We start from the raw sequence: 20357 nt of genomic DNA, 5'->3' as shown, positions 1-20357 counted from the left end.
ATGTTATCGCACACTTGTTTTTTAAGTTTTGAAAAAGGTTAAGGATCGTTTATCGGTATTCATAGACGGAAAAAACGTCAGAACCTTTGTCAGATAAGGGTTTAGGCGGCTTTTCTTATTTCATCTTTTGCTGTCGGCGGATTATGTGATAAGGTGTCTATGTTGATGATTCCAAGACACTCCCTTATTCACGAAAATCAGGAGCGTTATCTTTTTATTGGACGCTCCAGAGTAAGTATTTCATCTTCCATGGAGGAAAATTGCTGTTCAATCACATGTTTAGCATCCAGGATGGCAGCATTATAAAAGTGAGGTGCAAGGGACTCCTTAACAAGATCAAGAACTCTTTCTGCAGCAAATTCTGAAATGTCTTCACCTCTTTCTTGGGAGAAAAACGATTGAATATCACCAATCATCATGTCTTTCTGTTCCTTTGTAAGCTTAATAAACATTTTGTATCACTCCTTTATAGTTGTATGCTGTAACTATACAAGGTAAGGTTTGGCAATTACAGACTACATTTTTTGAAAAAAGTATGTACAAGAAATATGGAGGAAGCGGATCGGGCTAATGGTAGCGAAGCCACTCGTAAAGGCTTACGGGGAAACGATCTGGGTCACAAGTGTCTTGAAACGGGAACCACAGTATTTATACATTTGCCGTTCGATCGGTAGCTGGTGAAATAAGAAATAAGAAGATTCAAGAGGAGATGCGGCATGGAGACGAAAAAAAACTTAAGAAAAGAAATGAAAAATAAACTGCTGACTATGGACGCAGCGTCACATGAAGCGAAAAGTAAAAAAATTGCCGGACAGTTGTTCAATTTGCCGTTATGGATGGAATCAAATCATATCGGAATTACCATTTCAAGAGAGTTTGAAGTCGATACTAGGGGGATTATAACAAAGGCATGGGAAGAAGGGAAAGACGTCAGTGCTCCAAAGTGCAGCACGGATGGTGAGCGGAGGATGGATTTTTACAGAATCACCTCTTTTTTGGATCTTGAAAATGTATACATGGACCTCTATGAACCAATTTTATCGAAAACCGAGCTTTCCTCTCGTGCTGATATCGATTTGATGATCGTACCTGGCTTAATCTTTTGTCCACAGGGCTACCGAATCGGTTTTGGCGGAGGCTTTTATGACCGGTATCTCGCATCCTACGAAGGAAGTACGGTCTCTCTTGCTTTTGACCTTCAGCTCTTACGTTCCATACCGGTAGAGCCGTTTGATGTCCCAGTCCAATGGATTGTAACCGATCAAGGTGTTCATAAGGCGGAATCATGATGGCATGGTTCGTCTTTGGTTTCATCCTGGCCGGGTTTGTTTTGGCGGCCTATAAAATAAACATGCTCACACTGAGCGGGGGATTGGCCAGCTGGGGACTGGGAATGGTTGTTTACGGGGCTTTTGGTTTTAAAGGTCTCGGATTGCTCCTTCTTTTTTTTATCACCTCCTCACTTTTAAGTAAATGGGGAAAAGTAAAAAAGCTGCAGATGCGGACTATCGTAAAAGAATCGAAAGGGAGAGATTCCGGCCAAGTCCTTGCGAATGGCGGCGGTGCATTTTTTGCAGGAGCAGGCTATTTATTACTTCCGCATCCTTTTTGGCTGCTTCTCTTGATCGGCAGTTTAGCAGAAGCTGCAGCGGATACATGGGCTTCTGAAGTGGGAGTCCTTTCAAGAGCAGAACCGTACCACATTCTAAGAAGGAGGCGAGTGGAAAGAGGGATATCGGGTGCGGTGTCATCTCTTGGCCTCACGGCGGCTGCAGTCGGTTCATTTTTGATCAGTGCGGCAGGTTCACTGATGTTTTTTAACGGCACGCAGTCTCTTATCGTTTTCTCCCTGGCGGGCTTGGCAGGGTTTCTTGGCAATATGCTCGATACCGTAATCGGCGGGACCGTACAGGTTTCATACAGATGTAAGAGATGTGGAGCTGAAGTGGAAGAGAGGTTTCATTGCGGAGTGGAATGTGACAAGCTAAAAGGCTGGTCAGTCATCACGAACAATGCGGTGAATTTTGCTTCAAGCACAGCAGCGGGACTAACAGCAGGAGTTCTAATTTTATGGATCTAAAGAAAATGTGTAAGGGAGTAGTTCTTGCCGGAGGAGAATCGTCGCGCTTTCCCTTTCATAAAGCATTCGCCTGTATTGATGGGGAATATTTTTATAAACGGGCGGTCTCTTGTTTGAAGCCTGCTGTATCCTCTGTGGATCTCGTCGCGCATCCTTCAATCGCTCATAAACTGTCCGATTCGTCTGCAAAGGTGATCATGGATCTATCATACATACAAGGACAAGGGCCGCTGGCAGGGATCCTCACGGCGATGAACAGCAGTGAGCAGGCTGAATGGTATGCGGTGATCACGTGTGATATGCCTTTTATGAAAACTGAAATATATGACATGCTCTTAACCGCCGCGGCGACAACAAAGGGTGTTCAAGCAGTCGTGCCTGTCGTGAAAGAATGCCGGCAGCCGCTTGCGGCTTTGTACCATATAAGCTGTAAGCCAGTCATAACCCGGGTTCTTTCTGAAGGGAAGCGGAGCATGTATAGTTTGCTGCAGAATGTAGATACGAAGTTCATCACAGAAGACTCCGGCCATTGGAATCCCCATGATTTTATCAATATTAATACACCGGAAGATTACTCCCTTTATATTGAATAAAGCTCAGGGAATAATTTGTACAATCAAGGCAAAAAGTAAGAGCAAGGAGGAATGCTCTGTGACTAGATTTGTATTTAAGCTTGTCTTTGTTGTTGCCTTGATTCTGATAGGTTATCAGTACAGATATCGGCTGCTCAATGTCATATTGGGAGTCCCTTTGCTCCGTAGATTCGCGGTTGGCAGAATGATGTCGTTCCCGGGTGTGCGGGATAAATTTATGAAGGAAATGTTTTGAGGCGCTGTTCGCGCCTCTTCTTTTTGGAATGAAAGCAAACGGAATCTTTTTTGACCTTGATAACACACTTTTTAATTATGACCGTGCTTTTGGACTTGCCGCTGTGCAAAGCTTCTCAGAATTATGTGAAGAACAGATGATTCTGGGTTGCGCCAAGGAGAATATGAGGCGTGAGTGGCTTAAAGTTTTCAAAACGAACTGCGACCGTTTTTGGGGTGACTATGAGTGCGGCGCTCTATCCCGTCTTGCCTATCAGAAAAAACGGTTTATAGCTTCTTTACGGTCATGCGGTCTAGAAGCAGAATCAAATAGGGCTGCCCTCGGATTTGAGGAACGTCTCCGAGAGTACATCCCCTCGTATTGTCAGCTGTATGCAGGGGTGTCCGAAATGCTGCAAGACCTTTTTGATCGTAATATGCTGATCGGCATCATTACCAACGGAGCGGAAACAGTCCAGAGAAAAAAAATAGAGGCATTAAACCTGACGAAATGGATTATGCCTCAACATATCTTCATTTCAGACGAGATGGAAGTGCAAAAACCTGATCCTGCCATCTTTTTCAAAGTTCAAGAACAGACGAATTGCGGCCTACCTTTATATGTTGGTGATTCTTGGGACCAGGATATTTACCCAGCCGCTAAATCTGGCTGGAAAGCGGTATGGCTCACAACAAGCGAAAGTGAATCGTTGAAAACACGAAGCCGTCTTTTAGATTATAGAAGAGCCTTTTCAATTTATCAGTTGAATCAGCTTATTATCTCGTATATTGAATGAGCTGGATATACTCACCGTCTTTGAGTCTAAACAGGACGATAAGATGGGTCTTATCCTTGCTGAACAGGATAAGCGGCATGCTGCTTCCTATCGGGCTTGCCTTTGAGCCATTGCTTCTCCTAACACCAAGAAAATAGTTTTTGTACAGCCCTTCCCACAGGCTGCCGATAATTTTATTGGTTTGGCCTTGTGTAAAACCAGGGAGCGGACGTTCTTGGAATTGGGGCAGATCGTTCAGCGCCACAGCATGATAGTTCGCACCATTTATATTGTAGAACTGTTTAGCTCCCATCCAAGTCTTTTGAAGATATTGATAGGTCTTAACATCCAGCTTGGTTTTTACAGAACGATCCTTGCTTTTCTTTGCGATTTGGAAAGAAGTGTAGGAACTGCCATTGTTAAAAACATAAAGATAGTTTTTGCTCATTGCCTGTGCGCTTCGGTAGGTATCCTCATTTCTATGAATTTCAGCATAGTGATAGCTGACGCTATGAGCCAATTGATCGTTCCTGCCGCTCACTTTTTTCGACTGTTTAAGTGTTCTGGTGTCCTGTTCCCACTTGTTCATCGTGCTGCTTAATACACCGTTCGCATACAGCAAGGAGATATCCTGACGAAGATAAGCAGGCTTGTTCGTTTCTGAGGATACTTGCCAATCGAGCGTGTAGTTTTCAGCAGTCGAGCCGCCTAAAGAAACATTTGTATTTGCTTTTGTGAAGGTCACTTGGGTGTCAATGGGAAAAAAGATGATACTTTCTTTGACAGGTTCCTTGCCAAAATGATACATAAAAAAGAGTATCGCAAAAAAAACAGGCAGAACGACACCAAGCCAATTTCTCATTTTCATAGGAATTAACCACCCCGCTGGACATACTGTTGTTCCATGTTTATGCATGGCCAGCACAAGAAAGAAGAAGGAATTTAATGAGAAGGAAAGAAATTGTTATAGTGATGAATTAGACGATTATAGGAGAGAGGCACATCATGATCAATGAACAAGAAATACTGCAGAATATCAAGGATCTAGTAAGCATTCCGAGTCCGTCAGGTTATACGGAACAAGCGATTTCCTATGTGAGTGATTTTCTGAAAAAGGTAAACGTTCCGTATTACATTAACCATAAAGGAGGGCTTATAGCGACGATCAAAGGAAAGGATGACTCCAAGCACCGCTTGCTGACAGCGCATGTGGATACACTGGGGGCCATGGTGAAAGAGATCAAGGGAAGCGGGCGCCTGAAACTGGCCATGATCGGGGGATTCCGCTGGAACGCAGTCGAAGGGGAATATTGCAGCATACATACTGTTGACGGAAAAATTTATACAGGGACGATTCTTATGCATCAAACATCTGTCCATGTTTATAAAGATGCCGGAGATGCAAAAAGGGACGAAGTAAATATTGAAGTCCGGATCGACCAGCCGGTGAAGACAAAAGAGGATACTGAAAAGCTCGGTATCTCGGTGGGCGACTTTGTATCCTTTGAACCGAGGGTAGAAATCACAGAGAGCGGTTTTATTAAATCAAGGCATCTGGATGACAAAGCAAGTGTCGGTATTTTGATGCATCTGATCAAGGTGATTAAAGACCAAAGCATTGAACTTCCTTATACCGTGAATTTCCTGATTTCAAACAATGAGGAGATCGGGTACGGCGGAAACTCCAATATATCAAAAGAAACCGTAGAATACATCGCGGTCGACATGGGCGCGATAGGCGACGGGCAGGCGACCGATGAGTATACGGTTTCGATCTGTGCGAAGGATTCAAGCGGTCCGTATCATTATGGACTGCGCAAGCATTTAGTCCAGCTCGCAGAAGAGCATAGTGTCAACTACCGTGTGGACATCTATCCTTTTTACGGCTCTGATGCCTCTGCTGCCATTAAAGCAGGCTATGACATTAAGCATGGGCTGGTCGGAGCTGGAATTGATGCTTCCCATGCCTATGAACGCACACACGTTCAATCATTGCGCCATACCGCAACTTTACTGCTGCACTACATGCAGTCAGAACTTGCATGATCTCTTTACAGTTACATCTAAAAGAAATTGAAAGAAACCGCTGTCTTTTAAGCGGTTTTTTTCGTCAGTCTCTGCTATAATAATCAGGGTGATAAAATGAAAACGCTATATGATGTGCAGCAGCTCTTAAAAAGGTTCGGCATATTTGTCTACACCGGGCATCGGTTGGCTGACCTGGAGATGATGCAGGATGAAATCAGGACTCTCTATGATTCAGGACTAATTGACCAGCAGGAACTAAGAATGGCGCTCCTAATCATTAAATCGAATGTTCAAAAATTCAGCTAGCAAAATTGAGATAAAAGGGTGACAGCTATGGATGAGAAATGGTATGTAGGCGTAGATCTTGGCGGAACAACAATTAAGATGGCGTTTATCAGCGACTATGGCGATCTGATCAAGAAGTGGGAAATCCCGACTGACATCTCGGATAAAGGGAAGAATATCACGACAGATATCGCAAAAAGCATCGACTCTGTATTGGAAGAGTTTGGCGAAAAGAAGTCCAGGCTGAACGGAATTGGCATGGGGGCGCCGGGCTTTATTGATCTGTCCCGCGGTTTCATTTATCATGCGGTGAATATCGGATGGGAAAACTTCCCGTTGAAAGAACGGCTTGAGATGGAAACCGGGCTGCCGGTTGTTGTTGATAATGATGCCAATCTAGCGGCTGTCGGAGAAATGTGGAGAGGCGCAGGTGATGGAGCGAAGGATCTGCTTTGTGTGACGCTTGGAACAGGAGTTGGAGGCGGGATTGTAGCCAACGGAAAAATCCTTCACGGAACGAATGGAATGGCGGGGGAAATCGGACACATCACAGCCATTCCCGAGGGAGGCGCTCCGTGTAATTGCGGCAAGACCGGCTGTATTGAAACCATCGCTTCTGCAACAGGAATCTGCCGTCTCGCCCGGGAAGGACTTGAGAAGTATCCAAATTCCATTCTGCATAAGGAACAAGAAAAAGAAGGCGGGATCACTTCCAAGGATGTTTTTGATGCAGCAGATAAAAAAGATGAACTTGCACTTTACGTTTTAGAGCTTGTTGGCTACCACCTTGGATTCATGATTGCGAGCCTCGGAAATGCCATCAACCCTGGGAAAATTGTTCTCGGCGGCGGCGTTTCAAAAGCAGGGGACAAAATTCTCCAGCCTGTTAAACAGAACTTTGATAAGTTCGCACTGCCGCGTGTCAAAGAAGGAGCGGAATTTGCCATTGCTTCCCTCGGAAATGATGCCGGAGTATACGGCGGCGCCTGGATGGCGAAAAAACTGCATGAGGAAACGGTTCTTTAATCGCACGTACTCTCGAAAACCATGCGCAGCATGGTTTTTTTCATTTCATACATGACTGTGCATCTATATGAATACATTGAAAGGCAGAGGTTACATGAAGATGAGGAGGAGCTTATGAAAATAACGGTAAGAAAGGGAGATACTTTTTCCTATTACAGCCAATTATTTGGACTCCCCTTACAGCTGCTGCTGGATTCCAACCGGGAAACGGACCCCGATCAGCTGCTTCCCGGATCTACGGTGCTTATTCCTGGTTATTTTCATCAAAAGATTACGATAAAAAAGGGAGACAGCCTTCACTCTCTCGCCCGTAGATACAATGTTCCGTTAGATGGGCTGTTTTTAATGAATCAGCAAGTAAGTGCACAGCTGCTTGAAGAGGGGATGGTTGTGAACGTTCCGGAACGAGCAGTAAATCGTGTGGTTTCTGCAGGTGTACCGTATGATTTCACTTTGCTGAAAAACGACCTCCAGCGTTTATGTTCTCTTTATCCCTTCATTCGCTCGGATTGTTTTGGTCAGTCGGTTTTAAACAAGGAACTTATCCAGCTGAAATGGGGAAGAGGACCAAAGAAAGTGCATATGAATGCCTCTTTTCATGCTAACGAGTGGATTACGACCGGCATCTTGATGGTGTTCTTAAATGATTATCTTTTGGCGCTGACGAACAATGTCCCTATTCGGGGAATCAATATGCTCTCCCTTTATGAGCAAACGACGCTCTCTGCCGTTCCTATGGTCGATCCTGACGGTGTCGATCTTGTATTGCACGGCCCGCCGGATACGGAGCCTTACCGAAGCCTCGTAAAGACATTAAATAAACAAAATCCTGATTTCAAAGACTGGAAGGCGAACATCCGGGGTGTAGATTTAAACAACCAGCTTCCGGCACGGTGGGAGATTGAAAAAGCACGAAAGCCGGCAGAACCTGCGCCAAGAGATTACCCAGGAGATTATCCGTTATCAGAACCAGAAGCGAAAGCGATGGCCAATCTGACGATCGATGAGAATTTTCACCGGGTGATCGCTCTTCATACCCAAGGCCAGGAATTTTATTGGGGCTTTGAAAAGGAAGAACCCGATGAGGCTGAAAAAATCGCTGAGGAATTTCAACGGGTGAGCGGTTATAAAGCGGTTCGCTATGTAGACAGCTATGCGGGATATAAGGACTGGTTCATCCAGGAGTTTCGAAGACCCGGTTTTACGATCGAATTGGGGATAGGTGTTAATCCTCTCCCGCTCTCCCAATTTCAGCAAATCTATCAAGATACGCTTGGCATTTTTCTGGCCAGCCTTTACATGTAAGATAGGGAGGAACCAGCACTTCACAGATGCTGGTTTTTTCTTATGGTGTAAACCATGATACACTGTTACTATTCTCAAAACTATTTTTTGCTGGAGGTTAACATGGCCATTATCGATATTACCGTTATACCGATCGGGACGGAATCCCCGAGTGTCAGCTCATATGTTGCAGGAATACAGCGAGTTCTGGAAAAATATGAAGATCAGATCAATTACGAGCTGACTCCAATGAATACGATTGTGGAAGGCGATCTGGATGTTTTATTAAACGTCATTAAAGAAATGCATGAAGCGCCTTTTCAGGAGGGGATCCAGCGGGTGGCGACGAATATCCGCATCGATGACCGAAGAGACAAGCATTCGACCATGAAATCCAAACTCGAAAGTGTTCGGAATAAATTACAGGGATAAACAAAAAACCATCAGCGAATGAATCGCCGATGGTTTTTGCTGTTTGGTTAGTGGCCTGTAGATCCACCGCCAGTGAACACATCAATAAAGGTCATGATGGTAAACCAGCCAAACACGGCAAATGTAAGAAATGCAAAACCGGAACCTAACATATTTTTAATTTTTAATGAACGCAGTAAACCTAAAGCAGCAAAAATTGTAACAAGTGCGAAAATAATGGCTAAAGCCATATCCTATGCCCCCTTACTCTGGAGTAATGAAATTTCTTACTGTATTACCTATGTATAGCAAATAAACCGTGTACTGCCTTGTACTATTTTACTTGTTTTGTTAACTTTTGTACAGTCTCCATTTTTTAAGAACGGGCTGTAATGATTACATTGTAAGCACTTGCATATTTTTGTATGAGCTCTTTTTCCTCTCTGTCAACAAAGTAGTTGGAGCCGTCATCCTCTTGATCTGTGCCGATTAGATGTTCGTCGAGCTGAAAGAGAAACATGCTTATCTCCTGGTCCGTTCCTCTGTTTACCCTAAAGGAGAGAACAGTGTCTTCAAAAAGATAATGGCGCTGAGAAACGGATTGAAATCCATAGTCCTGAAAACGGCCGGTTGGCTGGAAGTGAGCTGGAGAGAGCAAGGGATGCAGCTCTTCGAACAGGTTTTGAGTTTCATAGTACTCCTTTAAGGCGAGTGCTTCCTCCATTGTTTTTACAATAACGATCGTTTCACAGCGGTCAATTACCTTTGCCAGTTCCGCCGTTTTTCGTACGATCTGGGCCGAGGTGGCAGGGAGTTTTTTCTCAGCGGGTTTCATCTCGATTCCATAAAAAAGCGACAAGCCATCACCTCCGCATCTTTTTTTATTTTAGTGTAAAATAGGGGGAAATAGAATGCAATGGAGGGATACGTATGAAATGGGAGCGGCTGACGGTCGGACCAGTTCAGGAGAATACATATATTTTATGGAACGAGAAGAAGGAAGGCATAATTTTTGATCCGGGCAGTGAGAGCAAAAAGATTATTTCGTTAATAGAAAAAAGGGGAGTAAAGCCGCTTGCAGTATTGTTGACGCATGCCCACTTCGATCATATCGGAGCTGTGGATGATGTCAGGGAAAAGTGGAATATCCCAGTTTATGTCCATAAAAAGGAAAAGGACTGGCTGGTCGATCCGAACAAGAACGGGTCTGCACATTTTATGCAGAATATTAGCGCTAAGAAAGCGGATCACCTGATTCCTGGGGAGGGAGAGCTGAAAATCGGCAGTTTCGCTCTTCATGTGCTTGAGACGCCGGGACATTCACCAGGGAGTGTATCCTATTATGTATCAAGTGCGGAGACCGTTTTCTCTGGAGATGCTCTTTTCGCAGGCAGTATTGGAAGAACTGATCTATATGGGGGAGATCAGGCTCTCCTGTTGAAGAGCATTCACGATAAGCTCTTGAATCTTCCTGAGGAAACAATGGTTCTCTCGGGCCACGGACCAGAGACAACCATCGGTGCAGAAATGGACTCCAATCCTTTCTTAAGCGGTTTTTAACATGCTCTCTGTCATCAAGGAGAGGATTATGAGCTCTCCGGATAAGGCTATTTCATATTCCGACTATATGAGCCTGGCTCTTTACACCCCTCAACTCGGTTATTATCAGAAGGAACGGGAGAAAATCGGCAGAAACGGAGATTTTTATACAAGCAGTGCAGCTTCAGAAGTGTTTGGAGCCGTATGGGCGGATGTGTTTTATCGCGTGTTTCAGGAACAGCAGCTGCCATTTGCCGTATGTGAGATCGGAGCAGGAGACGGGCGGTTTGCAAAAAGTGTTCTCAATGAATGGAAGGCCAAAGGCTATCCGCCTCTGGAGTATATCGCAGTTGAATCGAGCCCTTCTCACACAAGGAAAATAAAGGACAGATTTTATGAGGGCCCTGTCACCCATTTTGACTCGATCGATGCTATGAGAGCTGTACGTTCATCTTTTCAAGGAATCCTATTTGCCAATGAACTCCTAGATGCGATGCCGGTTGACGTGGTTAAAAAAGAGGTTCACGGTATGGCAGAGATCATGGTATCCATTGACAATAAAGGAAACCTTATGGAGCTAGAAAAGCCATTGCAGAATACGGAACTCCTCATGTGGATCGATGAACATATTGGAGACCTCTCAATCGGACAGACTATAGAAATTCCGCTGGCTATGACAAACTGGCTTACTGCTCTTTATGGCTGGGTTGAAGACGGAGCCGTTATATTCGTTGACTACGGATATACGAGGCAAGAATGGAGAATGCCTCAACTTCTGAACGGAAGCCTGAGAGGCTATTACCGGCATCAGCAAATCAACGATCCGCTGAAATTTCCTGGAGAAATGGATCTTACGTCTCATATCCATTGGGACTGTGTAAAAGCAATGGGTGAAAAAGCGGGGTTTCGAGCCGCTTGTTTTCAGGGCCAGTCCAGTTTTCTCCTCGAGAACGGATTACTGGAGCTGCTCCAGGATTCCAGCAGCCTGGATCCCTTTTCACCCGTTCATAAAAAGAACAGAGCCATTCGTTCATTGATTATGGAGGACTCCATCAGCTCATATTTTCAGGTTCTTATCCAAAAAAAAGACGGCTGCCGCTAAACGGCAACCGTTTTCTTTTTTGCATAGAAGTAATGTCTAGCTCAGCGCCAAGGACGCTTGCGCATTTCTTAATGACCGCCCGCTCCGGGAGTCATCATGAACGTCGTCCAGTATGTAAAACCGACAAAAAAGACTGTTAAATAAGCTCCGAAAATGTAAATATACATACGCTCAGATAAATTTAAGTAGCTTAGTGAAACAAACAAAATGGTTTGGCCCAAAAAAAGCAGTGACATGTTCGTTAAGTCCCCAAGATAGGCCATTACTGCGATAATACCGGTCCAAAAGCCCAAAACCTTGTACATTCTTGCCATATGTATCCCTCCCTTTTCACCGAAGAACTCATTCCCTCTGTATTATATATGAATTTTTACTCGATTGTAAATGCCATTCTAACTGGATTTGGAAAACAAAAAAAGAACACGTGGCAGGTGTTCCTGGTAAAAGATGGCTGGGCTAGCTGGATTCGAACCAACGAGTGACGGAGTCAAAGTCCGTTGCCTTACCACTTGGCTATAGCCCATCGGAATAATTTTAGTATGGGTATTGTCGAAAATTTTATGCAAGCAAGTGTAAAATTTTTGAAGGAATGTAGCGGATTTTGCCGTATATTTACTTATAAGATAAGAAAGAAGGTGATAATGCGTTGCCCATTGAAAAGAAAAGTGATGAACTCCTTCAACTCGCAGCGAGCACCAATGCTTCCGATATTCATTTTGTCCCTCTAAGGGAAAAAGGCCTGATCCAGTTCAGAGTGGATGGCCGGCTGCATCAGGTGGAAGAACTGCCCTACGGATTTTTTGAAAGACTTCTTTCCCATTTCAAATTTAAAGCTGGAATGGACATCGGTGAACGCCGCAGGCCCCAGGACGGTTCGATGGACATCGCTCTACAGGACCGGCTCCTTCATCTCCGGCTGTCCACACTTCCAACGGCCTTTCACGAAAGCCTCGTCATCCGGCTGCTTCCCCAAACACATCCCGCTGAGTTTCAATCATTAGCATTGTTTCCGGATTCATTGAAAGGACTGCATGCTCTTTTGCACAGGGCAAGCGGACTTATTCTCTTTTCAGGACCAACTGGTTCAGGAAAAACGACGATCATGTATTCTCTTCTCCAGCATATCCAATCCCTATCTACGCGCAACATCCTCACTCTTGAAGATCCAATAGAAAAGAAAATCGATCTGTTTTTGCAGATGGAAGTGAATGAAAAAGCAGGAATAACGTACGGAGAAGGCTTTAAATCTATCCTTCGCCACGATCCGGATGTGATCATGATTGGCGAGATCCGGGATCAAACGACAGCTAAGCTCGTTATCCGGGCAGGAATGACAGGTCATCTAGTGCTTTCGACTGTCCATGCGGAAGATGCTCTAGGCTGCTTATACCGGTTGATTGAATTTGGTGTCACTGTGCAGGAACTAGAACAGACACTTCTCGGGATTGTTGCTCAGCGGTTGTTATCGGTGAGCTGCCCCTATTGCGGTGAAGCCTGCGAAACGCAATGTTTCATACGAAGAAAAAATAAACGAATGGGTATTTATGAACTGCTGTCAGGATCCGGGCTGGAAAAAGGTATTGAGTGGGTTCGGGGCAACTCGGATCGGCCGGATGAGACCAGAACATTGAATCATTTTATAAAACAAGGCATCGCTTTAGGATTTCTTCCTTCCCAGAGTCTTGAGAGGTGGGGGGTGGACCGGCTGTGAGCAGAGGAAGGAGATGGACGAACAGACAGCAGGGCGATTTTTTGTTGCGCCTTGGCCGTCTTTTGGAGCAGGGTTATTCTTTGCCTAAAGCGATTTCTATCCTTAAGCTCCATCAGAACCGCTGGATGCAAGACGGTCTTCAAAGGGTGTACGATTGCCTGAAAAGAGGCTATGCTCTTCACGAAGCTTTGGCAAATGAGAATTTTTCGAGAGATGTGCTCGGGTTTTTGGAGCTGTCTGAAAAACATGGTGATTTGCGGTTCAGTGTAATGGAAGGAGGTAAAATGCTTCAGAAGAAGGAAGAAATGAAAGGACGATTCATAAAAGCTGTAAGGTATCCCATCTTTTTGTTCGTTGTCGTTTTGTGTATTTGTTTCGTTTTGTTCCGCATGCTGATGCCACACTTTTTATCCTTATACTCCTCCTTAGACATCAAATTCCCTTACTTTACGATGGTGATGATCTCCATCTTAAAAAAAATTCCGTTCCTCTTTTTTATGTTCGCTGCCTTTATTGTCAGTGCAGCGCTATTGTATTTCACATTCATGAAGAAAATGTCTCCCTCCAGGCGAATCTCTTTGCTCTTAAGGATTCCAGTTTTAAAACGGACCGTTATCGTCCTGATCACCCACCAATTTTCCATTCAGCTCGGCAGCCTTTTAAAAGGCGGTTTGGCAATCAATGAGGCGTTGAAGATCCTCGAACAGAATCAATACATGCGATTTTTTCAGACCGAGGCGGCCTTAATGAAAAAGGAGCTTGTGAACGGCTTAAGGTTTGAAGATATTGTTGCCCAAAGACGATACTTTGTTCCTGAGCTGTCTATGATTATTGCACATGGGCAATCTTACGGATCGCTCGGAAAAGAATTGATTGCTTACAGTGAAATATTGATCAGTTATGCAGAAGAACGAATGGCAAAATACATCATCGTTGTTCAACCGGTGCTGTTTTTATTTATCGGAAGCATGATTCTTGCCATGTTTGTTTCGATGCTCCTTCCGATGTTTAAAATGATGGATTCTATTCAATAAAAAAGGAGAGCCAAATGAAAAGAATCAACGAAAAAGGTTTTACTTTGATCGAAATGATGATCGTTCTGCTCATCATTTCTGTGTTGCTCCTAATCGCGCTTCCAAGCATGGCAAAGAACCTCGGAGTCGCAAAGAACCTTGGATGCAGGGCAACACTTGACCTTGTTCAGGGACAAGTAGGTGCTTATGAAGCGGATAAAGAGGAGAAACTCACGGACTTAAATACATTGGTATCAGAAGGTTATGTGGATACGGTTAAATGCCCGAACGGGAATGCTCTTGAACTAAAAGGCGGGACGGTAGTTGAAGCGGCGGATTAAATGGGTCTGCGGCTACTCATTGCTGGAGCTGCTCATTGTTCTTTCCATCGGAAGTATTCTTTTGAGCATTGCCTCTGTTTCCTTACAGAAATACTATAAAGGCAGAGAAGTACACTTTTTCCTGGAGCAGTTCAAACGCGATTTATACTTCACCCAACGAACAGCGATAAATGATCACAAGGTCATGCATCTGCATATTTTACCCGATGAGAACCGCTATATTATTGCCACGGCCATGAACGACTTGCATAAGAACGTTAATTACCCCAAACAAATTAGATTTGAATCGTCCACGATGCCGTTAAAGATTACTTATAACAAAAGCGGAAACATCAGCAATTCAGGAACACTGATCATAAAAACGGAAGCCGGCAAATATAAAATGGTTTTTCTGCTGGGAAAAGGGAGGTTCTATGCTGAAAAATTCTAGAGGATATTTTTTGCTGGAAGCACTCCTTGCCTTAAGCGTGTTTTCAATCGTTATCAGTGGTATCGGCCTTGCATTGCACGCCCTGTATACTGAACGTTTTACAATTAAGCAGGAAAGGGAGGCTTTACAGCTTTTATCCAACAAAATGACCATTGAAGCCTGGGGCGGTGATGAAGGGGGTTCTTCTTATATCCGCGGACAAACAGCTGAATTTCAATGGAGGATGCTAGAAGGAGGGCTCTGCATTGAATTTACAGGAAAGAACGGTAGAACCTACAGAGAATGCGATGTGAGGAAACAATGAAAATCGGCCGGCAAGGGTTTACGCTTCTTGAAGCATTGATAGCGATGTCTATTGTTATCGTATTGGCGAGCTTTTCTCCACTTCTTATAAAGGTTTTATCTCCGCCGGTACAAAGCGGTGTCCCGATGGAAGAGCTGGAATCGTTTTATTCAGGGATCGGCCAGGCGATAAGAGAATCAGTAAACGCAGCGGCAAGCGAGGACAAGCTTATCTTAACTTCGTCTTCGGGCCAGACCATCACTTTTTCCTTATATCAAAATCGTATTCGAAAGCAGATCAATGGACAAGGATATGAAACCTGGCTGTTTTCGGTGAAGAGCTTTTACGCATCCGTCACAGGAAAACTAGTTTCTTTATCGATTACTGACACCGCCTCGCGTGTGTACGAACGCGTCTTTGTCAGACAGGCAGAACAAATCCAGGGAAATCCTAAATGAATAGCCGGGGATATATTTTCCCGGCGGTTCTCGTCTTTTGTCTGATCTTCTCCATGCTCACTGCCCATCAGCTTCTCATTTATCTCGGCGAAAAACAGTTCCTTACCGCACAGCGTGAACAGCTGCAGCTTGGTGCCATGATTGAGAAGTCCAGCAGGCAAGCAATCAGTAATCTGGAAAAAAATAAGGATACGCCCACCCGCATTGTCTTCGATCAAGGCGTTGTGGACTGCGTGATTTCCATGGGAGATCCTCGTGCCATTGAAATAAAAATATCTGCAAGTTTGGGAAACCATCAGACAAAAAGCGTTGTAATATATTATAATAGCGAGACAAAAAGCATTACGAAATGGGTGGAGGGTGCGAGTTGAAACCGATTTACTTAACAGGATTCATGGGATCCGGGAAAACCACGATCGGTTCGCTGCTCGGCAAGAGGCTTAACTTGCCGGTCGTTGATACCGATCACTACATCGAAGAAAAATACAGTCGAAAAGTAGCAGAAATATTTTCATTGCTTGGAGAAGAAGTGTTCAGGAGCTATGAAGCTTCCATTCTTTCTGAACTTCCGCAGCAGGATGCGGTCATTACGACGGGAGGCGGGATGGCTGTTTCGGAGCCAAACAGAAAATACATGCTGGAAAACGGATTCGTTATTTTTCTAAGCTGTCCTCTCGATACAATCTTTGAAAGACTAAAAGAGGATGAAAGCCGGCCATTGTTTGATCATGAAAAAAAGCGGGAGATGGAGAAGCTGTATGATTCCCGGCTCCCATTTTACAGGGAATGCCATTGGGTACTGGAGACATCAGGCGAAGATCCTGCGAATATCGTTGAAAAAATCGCAGCGAGGTTAGAGCTCTCCGATTCAGGACAGACTGTTGAAAAACAATAAAAAGGTGATGGCCTGTGAATGCCTATTTTAAATTTGTCATTGAAGCAATCGTCAAGAGGATGAGCCGTTCTCCTGAGGAAAAACGAAAAGTGAAACAGCAAAAAGCGGAACGCAAGCAGCCGGTGCTCGTTTCGCTTTTTGGCATGGTTCCCCTTTCACTGGGGTTGATGTTCAGGAGGAGGAGGAAGTAACCTTCATTTTTCAATTGCCTGGAAGTATGGTACTGTTGAACTATCATTCTAAAGAAGAAGTGTGATGAAAATGGCTATGGAAAAGGGGATTTACGATCAGCTTAAAAGACCGCTAAAAGATTTGCGGATCTCTGTCACTGACCAATGCAATTTTCGCTGTACGTACTGTATGCCGAAAGAAATATTTGATAAAGACTACTCTTTTTTGGATAAAAAGGAGCTGCTGAGCTTTGATGAAATTGTAACGATCGCAGAACGCTTCGTCTCCTTAGGGGTAACGAAGCTAAGGATAACCGGCGGTGAACCACTGATGAGGAAGAACCTTCCTGAACTGATCGGCCGCTTGAATCAGCTGGAAGGCCTTGAGGATTTGGCACTGACGACGAATGGTGTGCTTCTACCCCGTGTTGCGGAAGATTTGAAGAAAGCTGGGATGGACCGGGTGACAGTAAGTCTTGATTCATTGGATTCTGAGCTCTTTGGCAGGATCAACGGCAGAGGCACTGGAGTGGAACCCGTCTTGGCGGGGATGCAGGCTGCCCATGAAGCCGGTCTTAAAATCAAAGTAAACATGATGGTACGTAAAGGAGTAAACGAGCAGGAAATTGTGCCGATGGCGCGATACTTTAAACGGACCCCATATATTCTGCGATTCATTGAATTTATGGATGTGGGCACGACAAATGGCTGGAATTTGAAGGAAGTGGTAACCAAGGAAGAAATCCTTAAAACCATTCAAACCGAGCTTCCTCTTCGCCCTGTGCGTGAAAATTACTATGGCGAAGTTGCTTCCCGCTTCCAGTTTGCTGACGGAGAAAATGAAATTGGCATCATCTCATCGATCAGTGATGCGTTCTGTTCAGCTTGTACGAGGGCAAGGCTTTCTGCTGATGGAAAGATATTCACTTGTCTTTTTGCTTCAAAGGGAGTGGATTTTAGGACACCTTTGCGGGAAGGTGCAACAAAAAAAGACCTGGACCAGATGATCACAAGTCTTTGGGAAAGCCGTACAGACCGTTATTCGGATGAGAGAAGAATCGACGCGGGCAAGAAGGAAAAAATCGAGATGTCATACATCGGGGGCTGATAAAGCCCCTTTTTTTAGTTGAATGCTTGTGATAGAAAGGAATCAGACAGATAGAAAAGTCCGCCGTTTATGATGTCTACGGTTATTTTCGGCTCATATTGTGTTCGCAGTGCCTCTTTTTCAACCTGGTAATATTCCGGCTTTTCGATTTCATCCTCATAAAACCGATCCAGTAATTCTTCGTCTTCACGCCACCGATTTTCCGCATCCTCCGCCCAGCTATGGTCATCCTCGGTGATTTGCTGCTCAACGATCGCTTCGACTCGTTTTAAACCGCTCATCGGACGGATGAAGGCAGACAGTGTGTAGCAGAAATCCGGGATTTTACGAGTAAGAGGGAGTCCGCGAAGCTGATCATGAAAATTGCTGACGATCCTTCCTGTAATCAGATGGATGCCGTAAGAAGAAATAATATCCTTTTTACGGTCACATTGATAAGAGGTTTTTAAATTTACGCAGAGCCATGGATTTAAGGGGATATTTTTCCCGGGATCCTGGCGGATGGCTTCGTACATCCGGATGAATGAACCGAGTTTCTTGGTGGATGCAAAAATCTGATGCAGCCTCGGTGAACCGAAGTGAATAAACTCCCCGTTTCCCTCGGGTGGATGCTGCTGGCCGGTCACGAGGGTAAGAGCCATCGGATTTGGTGTTCCGCCTGTTTTCTCCAGATAGTGCCAGTAAAAGGGCCGGTTCATCAGCAGTTTATCCAGCTCAACAGTGAGCTGGATTTTCATATAGCTATGATTTTTTTGTTCGATGACACAGTCGTTCGATTCGAAATAGCGCTCAAGAAAGCGATGAATCTCGTGCTGCTGCATGTTCTTCCCAACCTTTCTTTTTGATGCCCCCATCCAGATTAATAAGAGCGGCAAGATTGTCCATTTTTACTTTTATTTCTCCTTCGCTCTCAGAGTTCAGCATAATGTCTGATATATACGATTCGATGTTCTTCAGCTCGAATTTTGCAAGAATCTCATCCAATTCACCAATGACACTTTCAAATAGATTGATCTTATTATACAGAAGGTTCAAGATCCGCTCTTCAATGGTGCCCTGTGTAGCGAAATTATAGATATGAACGTCTCCCTTTTGCCCAATCCGGTGAATACGCCCAATCCGCTGTTCAATTCGCATTGGATTCCAGGGAAGGTCGTAGTTGATGATGTGCTGGCAAAACTGCAGGTTGATTCCTTCACCTCCGGCTTCAGTCGCGATGAGAACTTGTGCATGGTTTTTGAACAAGTAGGTCATGTAGTCTTTCTTGCTTCGCTTAAAGCCTCCCCGAAAAGGGACTGAGGAGATGCCGTGCTGCTGAAGGAACCATTGCAAATAAAGCTGTGTCGCTCTGTATTCTGTAAAAATAATCACCTTGCCATTGATGGATTGAATGAGCTCGAGCGTCTGCTGTGCTTTTGAATTCTGTGTAACGTTCTCAATCTTTTTCATCAATGGAAGAATGGTATGCTCAGTGGCGATGTTGCCCGCGTCTTTCTGAAGCATGTTCTTTAATGTAAGAAAACAAGCCTCCCTTGAGCTGCATACCTCTCTTTGCAATGTCAGGATCGAGAACTTGCTTCGATTGAAAGCAGGCAAATCTTTAAGATCCGAGATGCTATTGTACAAGTCTCTCTCACTCTCAGATAGTGTGATAGGAATCGTTTTGACCAGCCGTTTCGGCCATTTTAAGCCAGTATCTTCCCTGCGGTTCCGTACCATCACTTTATTGACCAGCTGTTTTAGCTTCTCTTCGTTTTTTAGTGAATGTCTATCGTTGCGGAAGTCTTTATCAAAATTCTCCTGATTGCCAAGATGGCCCGGTTTCAATAGGCTGACAAGGTTAAAGATTTCTTCCACCCGGTTCTGTACAGGTGTGGCTGTCAGCAGCAGACAGAACTTTTTCTTTAGACGCTGTACAAATTCGTAGTTTTTTGTATTTTTGTTTTTAAGTTTATGTGCTTCATCGATAACGATGATGTCGTAATCCTGATTGAGTACGATGTCCCTGTGCGGCTGCCTTTTTGCCGTATCAATAGATGAGACGACGACATCACACTGCTCCCACACATAGGATTTTTTCTGAGCGACTGCGGGAATGAAGAATTTTTGATTGAGCTCGCCGGTCCATTGAAGCACGAGGGATGCAGGCACGAGAATGAGCACCTTTTTAGCGAGTCCCCGTATCATATATTCTTTAAGGATCAAGCCGGCTTCAATCGTCTTTCCGAGACCGACTTCATCAGCAAGAATGGCTTTTCCGTTCATTTTTTCAATTACCGTTTTTGCGACCTCAAGCTGATGGGGAAGGAACGTCAGCTGAGGGAGATGATCCGGCGCCTGAAGGCCGAGAAATTCTGGGATGGACAGGTTCTTCTCCGCTTCCAGCGCAAGATTATATAATTCCCATTTTGTCCATGGTCCGTCATCTTCCATTCTTTTCGCAAATTCTTCATGCCAGTCCCGGTTAAAGATAATATTGAGGTTCATCTATCGCTTTCCTTTCTCTGTACGGATAGCCCACCTGATTCACAAAATGCCGTTGCTTTTTAAACTAAAATAATGATAGGATAATAATGTGTTTCCAAGGTAAAAACATATATCTAGTATGGAC

General features: G+C 44.4%; 29 protein-coding genes and 1 tRNA gene. 22 read left to right on the top strand and 8 right to left on the bottom strand.

What is annotated here, in order from left to right:
* Nucleotides 1–206 precede the first annotated feature (206 nt).
* Entirely contained in the window at nucleotides 207–452 is a 246-nt protein-coding gene (locus QYF49_RS17365) for a DUF2164 domain-containing protein (protein WP_290400859.1), read from the bottom strand.
* 264 nt (nucleotides 453–716) lie between these two features.
* Between QYF49_RS17365 and QYF49_RS17360 the strand changes: the two genes are divergently transcribed.
* The 5 genes from QYF49_RS17360 to QYF49_RS17340 are packed head-to-tail and all read left to right on the top strand — an operon-like array spanning nucleotide 717 to nucleotide 3683.
* The gene (locus QYF49_RS17360) at nucleotides 717–1289 is read left to right on the top strand and encodes a 5-formyltetrahydrofolate cyclo-ligase (RefSeq protein WP_290400858.1); all 573 of its coding nucleotides are present in this window, start codon (nucleotides 717–719) and stop codon (nucleotides 1287–1289) included.
* The gene (locus tag QYF49_RS17355) at nucleotides 1286–2080 is read left to right on the top strand and encodes a DUF92 domain-containing protein (protein ID WP_290400857.1); all 795 of its coding nucleotides are present in this window, start codon (nucleotides 1286–1288) and stop codon (nucleotides 2078–2080) included. Before QYF49_RS17360 ends, QYF49_RS17355 begins: the two co-directional genes overlap by 4 nt.
* Nucleotides 2071–2673 carry a molybdenum cofactor guanylyltransferase gene (locus QYF49_RS17350; protein ID WP_290400856.1) on the top strand — a complete coding sequence of 201 codons (603 nt, stop codon included), beginning with the start codon at nucleotides 2071–2073 and terminating at the stop codon, nucleotides 2671–2673. The genes QYF49_RS17355 and QYF49_RS17350 overlap by 10 nt, the downstream gene beginning before the upstream one ends.
* A gap of 58 nt (nucleotides 2674–2731) precedes the next feature.
* The gene (locus QYF49_RS17345; RefSeq protein ID WP_290400855.1) at nucleotides 2732–2908 is read left to right on the top strand and encodes a hypothetical protein; all 177 of its coding nucleotides are present in this window, start codon (nucleotides 2732–2734) and stop codon (nucleotides 2906–2908) included.
* 28 nt (nucleotides 2909–2936) lie between these two features.
* Complete coding sequence (locus QYF49_RS17340; protein WP_290400854.1) at nucleotides 2937–3683, top strand: HAD family hydrolase; 747 nt, start codon at nucleotides 2937–2939, stop codon at nucleotides 3681–3683.
* Here the strand turns inward: QYF49_RS17340 and QYF49_RS17335 are convergent.
* Nucleotides 3664–4530, bottom strand: coding sequence for a hypothetical protein (locus QYF49_RS17335; RefSeq protein ID WP_290400853.1), 867 nt, complete (start codon nucleotides 4528–4530; stop codon nucleotides 3664–3666). The two genes, QYF49_RS17340 and QYF49_RS17335, sit on opposite strands and share 20 nt — an antisense overlap.
* Before the next feature lie 137 nt (nucleotides 4531–4667).
* Here QYF49_RS17335 and QYF49_RS17330 point away from each other — a divergent pair, with 137 nt between their 5' ends.
* The 5 genes from QYF49_RS17330 to QYF49_RS17310 all read left to right on the top strand — a co-directional run bounded on the left by QYF49_RS17330 (nucleotide 4668) and on the right by QYF49_RS17310 (nucleotide 8717).
* Nucleotides 4668–5708 carry a M42 family metallopeptidase gene (locus QYF49_RS17330; protein WP_290400852.1) on the top strand — a complete coding sequence of 347 codons (1041 nt, stop codon included), beginning with the start codon at nucleotides 4668–4670 and terminating at the stop codon, nucleotides 5706–5708.
* A gap of 96 nt (nucleotides 5709–5804) precedes the next feature.
* On the top strand, nucleotides 5805–5996 hold the full coding sequence (locus QYF49_RS17325) for a YqgQ family protein (protein ID WP_290400851.1): 192 nt from the start codon (nucleotides 5805–5807) through the stop codon (nucleotides 5994–5996).
* Between the two features lie 27 nt (nucleotides 5997–6023).
* Nucleotides 6024–7001, top strand: a complete 978-nt coding sequence (locus QYF49_RS17320) for an ROK family glucokinase (protein ID WP_290400850.1) — start codon at nucleotides 6024–6026, stop codon at nucleotides 6999–7001.
* A gap of 114 nt (nucleotides 7002–7115) precedes the next feature.
* Nucleotides 7116–8306, top strand: coding sequence for a M14 family metallopeptidase (locus QYF49_RS17315; RefSeq protein ID WP_290400849.1), 1191 nt, complete (start codon nucleotides 7116–7118; stop codon nucleotides 8304–8306).
* 102 nt (nucleotides 8307–8408) lie between these two features.
* Complete coding sequence (locus QYF49_RS17310) at nucleotides 8409–8717, top strand: MTH1187 family thiamine-binding protein (protein WP_290400848.1); 309 nt, start codon at nucleotides 8409–8411, stop codon at nucleotides 8715–8717.
* Between the two features lie 47 nt (nucleotides 8718–8764).
* Here QYF49_RS17310 and QYF49_RS17305 read toward each other — a convergent pair whose 3' ends face one another.
* Both QYF49_RS17305 and QYF49_RS17300 read right to left on the bottom strand, forming a co-directional pair.
* On the bottom strand, nucleotides 8765–8947 hold the full coding sequence (locus QYF49_RS17305; RefSeq protein ID WP_290400847.1) for a DUF2759 domain-containing protein: 183 nt from the start codon (nucleotides 8945–8947) through the stop codon (nucleotides 8765–8767).
* Nucleotides 8948–9072: 125 nt separating this feature from the next.
* A complete protein-coding gene (locus tag QYF49_RS17300; RefSeq protein WP_290400846.1) occupies nucleotides 9073–9555 on the bottom strand; it encodes a hypothetical protein in 483 nt (160 codons plus the stop codon).
* A gap of 71 nt (nucleotides 9556–9626) precedes the next feature.
* Here QYF49_RS17300 and QYF49_RS17295 point away from each other — a divergent pair, with 71 nt between their 5' ends.
* Entirely contained in the window at nucleotides 9627–10256 is a 630-nt protein-coding gene (locus tag QYF49_RS17295) for an MBL fold metallo-hydrolase (protein ID WP_290400845.1), read from the top strand.
* Between the two features lie 28 nt (nucleotides 10257–10284).
* The gene (locus QYF49_RS17290; RefSeq protein ID WP_290400844.1) at nucleotides 10285–11337 is read left to right on the top strand and encodes an SAM-dependent methyltransferase; all 1053 of its coding nucleotides are present in this window, start codon (nucleotides 10285–10287) and stop codon (nucleotides 11335–11337) included.
* Between the two features lie 68 nt (nucleotides 11338–11405).
* Here the strand turns inward: QYF49_RS17290 and QYF49_RS17285 are convergent, their stop codons facing one another.
* Together QYF49_RS17285 and QYF49_RS17280 are read right to left on the bottom strand one after the other, a co-directional pair.
* Nucleotides 11406–11651, bottom strand: coding sequence for a DUF2626 domain-containing protein (locus QYF49_RS17285; RefSeq protein WP_062235012.1), 246 nt, complete (start codon nucleotides 11649–11651; stop codon nucleotides 11406–11408).
* A gap of 134 nt (nucleotides 11652–11785) precedes the next feature.
* A tRNA-Gln gene (locus QYF49_RS17280) sits at nucleotides 11786–11860 on the bottom strand.
* A gap of 123 nt (nucleotides 11861–11983) precedes the next feature.
* On the opposite strand from QYF49_RS17280, the gene comGA reads away from it, so the two are divergent.
* The 10 genes from comGA to moaA all read left to right on the top strand — a co-directional run bounded on the left by comGA (nucleotide 11984) and on the right by moaA (nucleotide 17746).
* Nucleotides 11984–13048: a competence type IV pilus ATPase ComGA gene (gene comGA, locus QYF49_RS17275; protein WP_290400843.1), complete on the top strand. Its 1065-nt coding sequence runs from the start codon at nucleotides 11984–11986 to the stop codon at nucleotides 13046–13048.
* Complete coding sequence (gene comGB / locus QYF49_RS17270) at nucleotides 13045–14082, top strand: competence type IV pilus assembly protein ComGB (RefSeq protein ID WP_290400842.1); 1038 nt, start codon at nucleotides 13045–13047, stop codon at nucleotides 14080–14082. Before comGA ends, comGB begins: the two co-directional genes overlap by 4 nt.
* Nucleotides 14083–14096: 14 nt before the next feature.
* Nucleotides 14097–14402 (top strand): competence type IV pilus major pilin ComGC, encoded by a 306-nt coding sequence (gene comGC, locus QYF49_RS17265; protein WP_290400841.1) that lies wholly within the window; start codon nucleotides 14097–14099, stop codon nucleotides 14400–14402.
* Nucleotides 14386–14832 carry a competence type IV pilus minor pilin ComGD gene (gene comGD / locus QYF49_RS17260; protein ID WP_290400840.1) on the top strand — a complete coding sequence of 149 codons (447 nt, stop codon included), beginning with the start codon at nucleotides 14386–14388 and terminating at the stop codon, nucleotides 14830–14832. The genes comGC and comGD overlap by 17 nt, the downstream gene beginning before the upstream one ends.
* Complete coding sequence (locus tag QYF49_RS17255) at nucleotides 14816–15136, top strand: type II secretion system protein (RefSeq protein ID WP_290400839.1); 321 nt, start codon at nucleotides 14816–14818, stop codon at nucleotides 15134–15136. The genes comGD and QYF49_RS17255 overlap by 17 nt, the downstream gene beginning before the upstream one ends.
* Entirely contained in the window at nucleotides 15133–15573 is a 441-nt protein-coding gene (comGF, locus tag QYF49_RS17250) for a competence type IV pilus minor pilin ComGF (RefSeq protein ID WP_290400838.1), read from the top strand. Before QYF49_RS17255 ends, comGF begins: the two co-directional genes overlap by 4 nt.
* A complete protein-coding gene (comGG, locus tag QYF49_RS17245) occupies nucleotides 15570–15944 on the top strand; it encodes a competence type IV pilus minor pilin ComGG (RefSeq protein WP_290400837.1) in 375 nt (124 codons plus the stop codon). Before comGF ends, comGG begins: the two co-directional genes overlap by 4 nt.
* Nucleotides 15941–16468, top strand: coding sequence for a shikimate kinase (locus QYF49_RS17240; RefSeq protein WP_290400836.1), 528 nt, complete (start codon nucleotides 15941–15943; stop codon nucleotides 16466–16468). Before comGG ends, QYF49_RS17240 begins: the two co-directional genes overlap by 4 nt.
* A gap of 14 nt (nucleotides 16469–16482) precedes the next feature.
* The gene (locus tag QYF49_RS17235) at nucleotides 16483–16659 is read left to right on the top strand and encodes a YqzE family protein (protein ID WP_290400835.1); all 177 of its coding nucleotides are present in this window, start codon (nucleotides 16483–16485) and stop codon (nucleotides 16657–16659) included.
* A gap of 76 nt (nucleotides 16660–16735) precedes the next feature.
* Nucleotides 16736–17746, top strand: coding sequence for a GTP 3',8-cyclase MoaA (gene moaA / locus QYF49_RS17230; protein ID WP_425589602.1), 1011 nt, complete (start codon nucleotides 16736–16738; stop codon nucleotides 17744–17746).
* 14 nt (nucleotides 17747–17760) lie between these two features.
* On the opposite strand, the gene QYF49_RS17225 is transcribed toward moaA, so the two are convergent.
* Both QYF49_RS17225 and QYF49_RS17220 read right to left on the bottom strand, forming a co-directional pair.
* Nucleotides 17761–18567, bottom strand: a complete 807-nt coding sequence (locus QYF49_RS17225; RefSeq protein ID WP_290400834.1) for a YqhG family protein — start codon at nucleotides 18565–18567, stop codon at nucleotides 17761–17763.
* A complete protein-coding gene (locus QYF49_RS17220; protein WP_290400833.1) occupies nucleotides 18536–20233 on the bottom strand; it encodes a DEAD/DEAH box helicase in 1698 nt (565 codons plus the stop codon). The genes QYF49_RS17225 and QYF49_RS17220 overlap by 32 nt, the downstream gene beginning before the upstream one ends.
* Nucleotides 20234–20357 lie beyond the last annotated feature (124 nt).

The organism is Fictibacillus terranigra (assembly GCF_030412265.1).
Taxonomy (GTDB): domain Bacteria; phylum Bacillota; class Bacilli; order Bacillales; family Fictibacillaceae; genus Fictibacillus_C; species Fictibacillus_C terrinigri.
This window is presented reverse-complemented; position numbering and strand designations above follow the sequence as displayed.

Bases quoted from the DNA above. Each gene is read 5' to 3' on its own strand.
- QYF49_RS17365 (WP_290400859.1), bottom strand. From the start codon at position 452: ATGTTTATTAAGCTTACAAAGGAACAGAAAGACATGATGATTGGTGAT.
- QYF49_RS17360 (WP_290400858.1), top strand. From the start codon at position 717: ATGGAGACGAAAAAAAACTTAAGAAAAGAAATGAAAAATAAACTGCTG.
- QYF49_RS17355 (WP_290400857.1), top strand. From the start codon at position 1,286: ATGATGGCATGGTTCGTCTTTGGTTTCATCCTGGCCGGGTTTGTTTTG.
- QYF49_RS17350 (WP_290400856.1), top strand. From the start codon at position 2,071: ATGGATCTAAAGAAAATGTGTAAGGGAGTAGTTCTTGCCGGAGGAGAA.
- QYF49_RS17340 (WP_290400854.1), top strand. From the start codon at position 2,937: ATGAAAGCAAACGGAATCTTTTTTGACCTTGATAACACACTTTTTAAT.
- QYF49_RS17335 (WP_290400853.1), bottom strand. From the start codon at position 4,530: ATGAAAATGAGAAATTGGCTTGGTGTCGTTCTGCCTGTTTTTTTTGCG.
- QYF49_RS17330 (WP_290400852.1), top strand. From the start codon at position 4,668: ATGATCAATGAACAAGAAATACTGCAGAATATCAAGGATCTAGTAAGC.
- QYF49_RS17325 (WP_290400851.1), top strand. From the start codon at position 5,805: ATGAAAACGCTATATGATGTGCAGCAGCTCTTAAAAAGGTTCGGCATA.
- QYF49_RS17320 (WP_290400850.1), top strand. From the start codon at position 6,024: ATGGATGAGAAATGGTATGTAGGCGTAGATCTTGGCGGAACAACAATT.
- QYF49_RS17315 (WP_290400849.1), top strand. From the start codon at position 7,116: ATGAAAATAACGGTAAGAAAGGGAGATACTTTTTCCTATTACAGCCAA.
- QYF49_RS17310 (WP_290400848.1), top strand. From the start codon at position 8,409: ATGGCCATTATCGATATTACCGTTATACCGATCGGGACGGAATCCCCG.
- QYF49_RS17305 (WP_290400847.1), bottom strand. From the start codon at position 8,947: ATGGCTTTAGCCATTATTTTCGCACTTGTTACAATTTTTGCTGCTTTA.
- QYF49_RS17295 (WP_290400845.1), top strand. From the start codon at position 9,627: ATGAAATGGGAGCGGCTGACGGTCGGACCAGTTCAGGAGAATACATAT.
- QYF49_RS17290 (WP_290400844.1), top strand. From the start codon at position 10,285: ATGAGCTCTCCGGATAAGGCTATTTCATATTCCGACTATATGAGCCTG.
- QYF49_RS17285 (WP_062235012.1), bottom strand. From the start codon at position 11,651: ATGGCAAGAATGTACAAGGTTTTGGGCTTTTGGACCGGTATTATCGCA.
- comGC (WP_290400841.1), top strand. From the start codon at position 14,097: ATGAAAAGAATCAACGAAAAAGGTTTTACTTTGATCGAAATGATGATC.
- QYF49_RS17255 (WP_290400839.1), top strand. From the start codon at position 14,816: ATGCTGAAAAATTCTAGAGGATATTTTTTGCTGGAAGCACTCCTTGCC.
- comGF (WP_290400838.1), top strand. From the start codon at position 15,133: ATGAAAATCGGCCGGCAAGGGTTTACGCTTCTTGAAGCATTGATAGCG.
- comGG (WP_290400837.1), top strand. From the start codon at position 15,570: ATGAATAGCCGGGGATATATTTTCCCGGCGGTTCTCGTCTTTTGTCTG.
- moaA (WP_425589602.1), top strand. From the start codon at position 16,736: ATGGAAAAGGGGATTTACGATCAGCTTAAAAGACCGCTAAAAGATTTG.
- QYF49_RS17225 (WP_290400834.1), bottom strand. From the start codon at position 18,567: ATGCAGCAGCACGAGATTCATCGCTTTCTTGAGCGCTATTTCGAATCG.
- QYF49_RS17220 (WP_290400833.1), bottom strand. From the start codon at position 20,233: ATGAACCTCAATATTATCTTTAACCGGGACTGGCATGAAGAATTTGCG.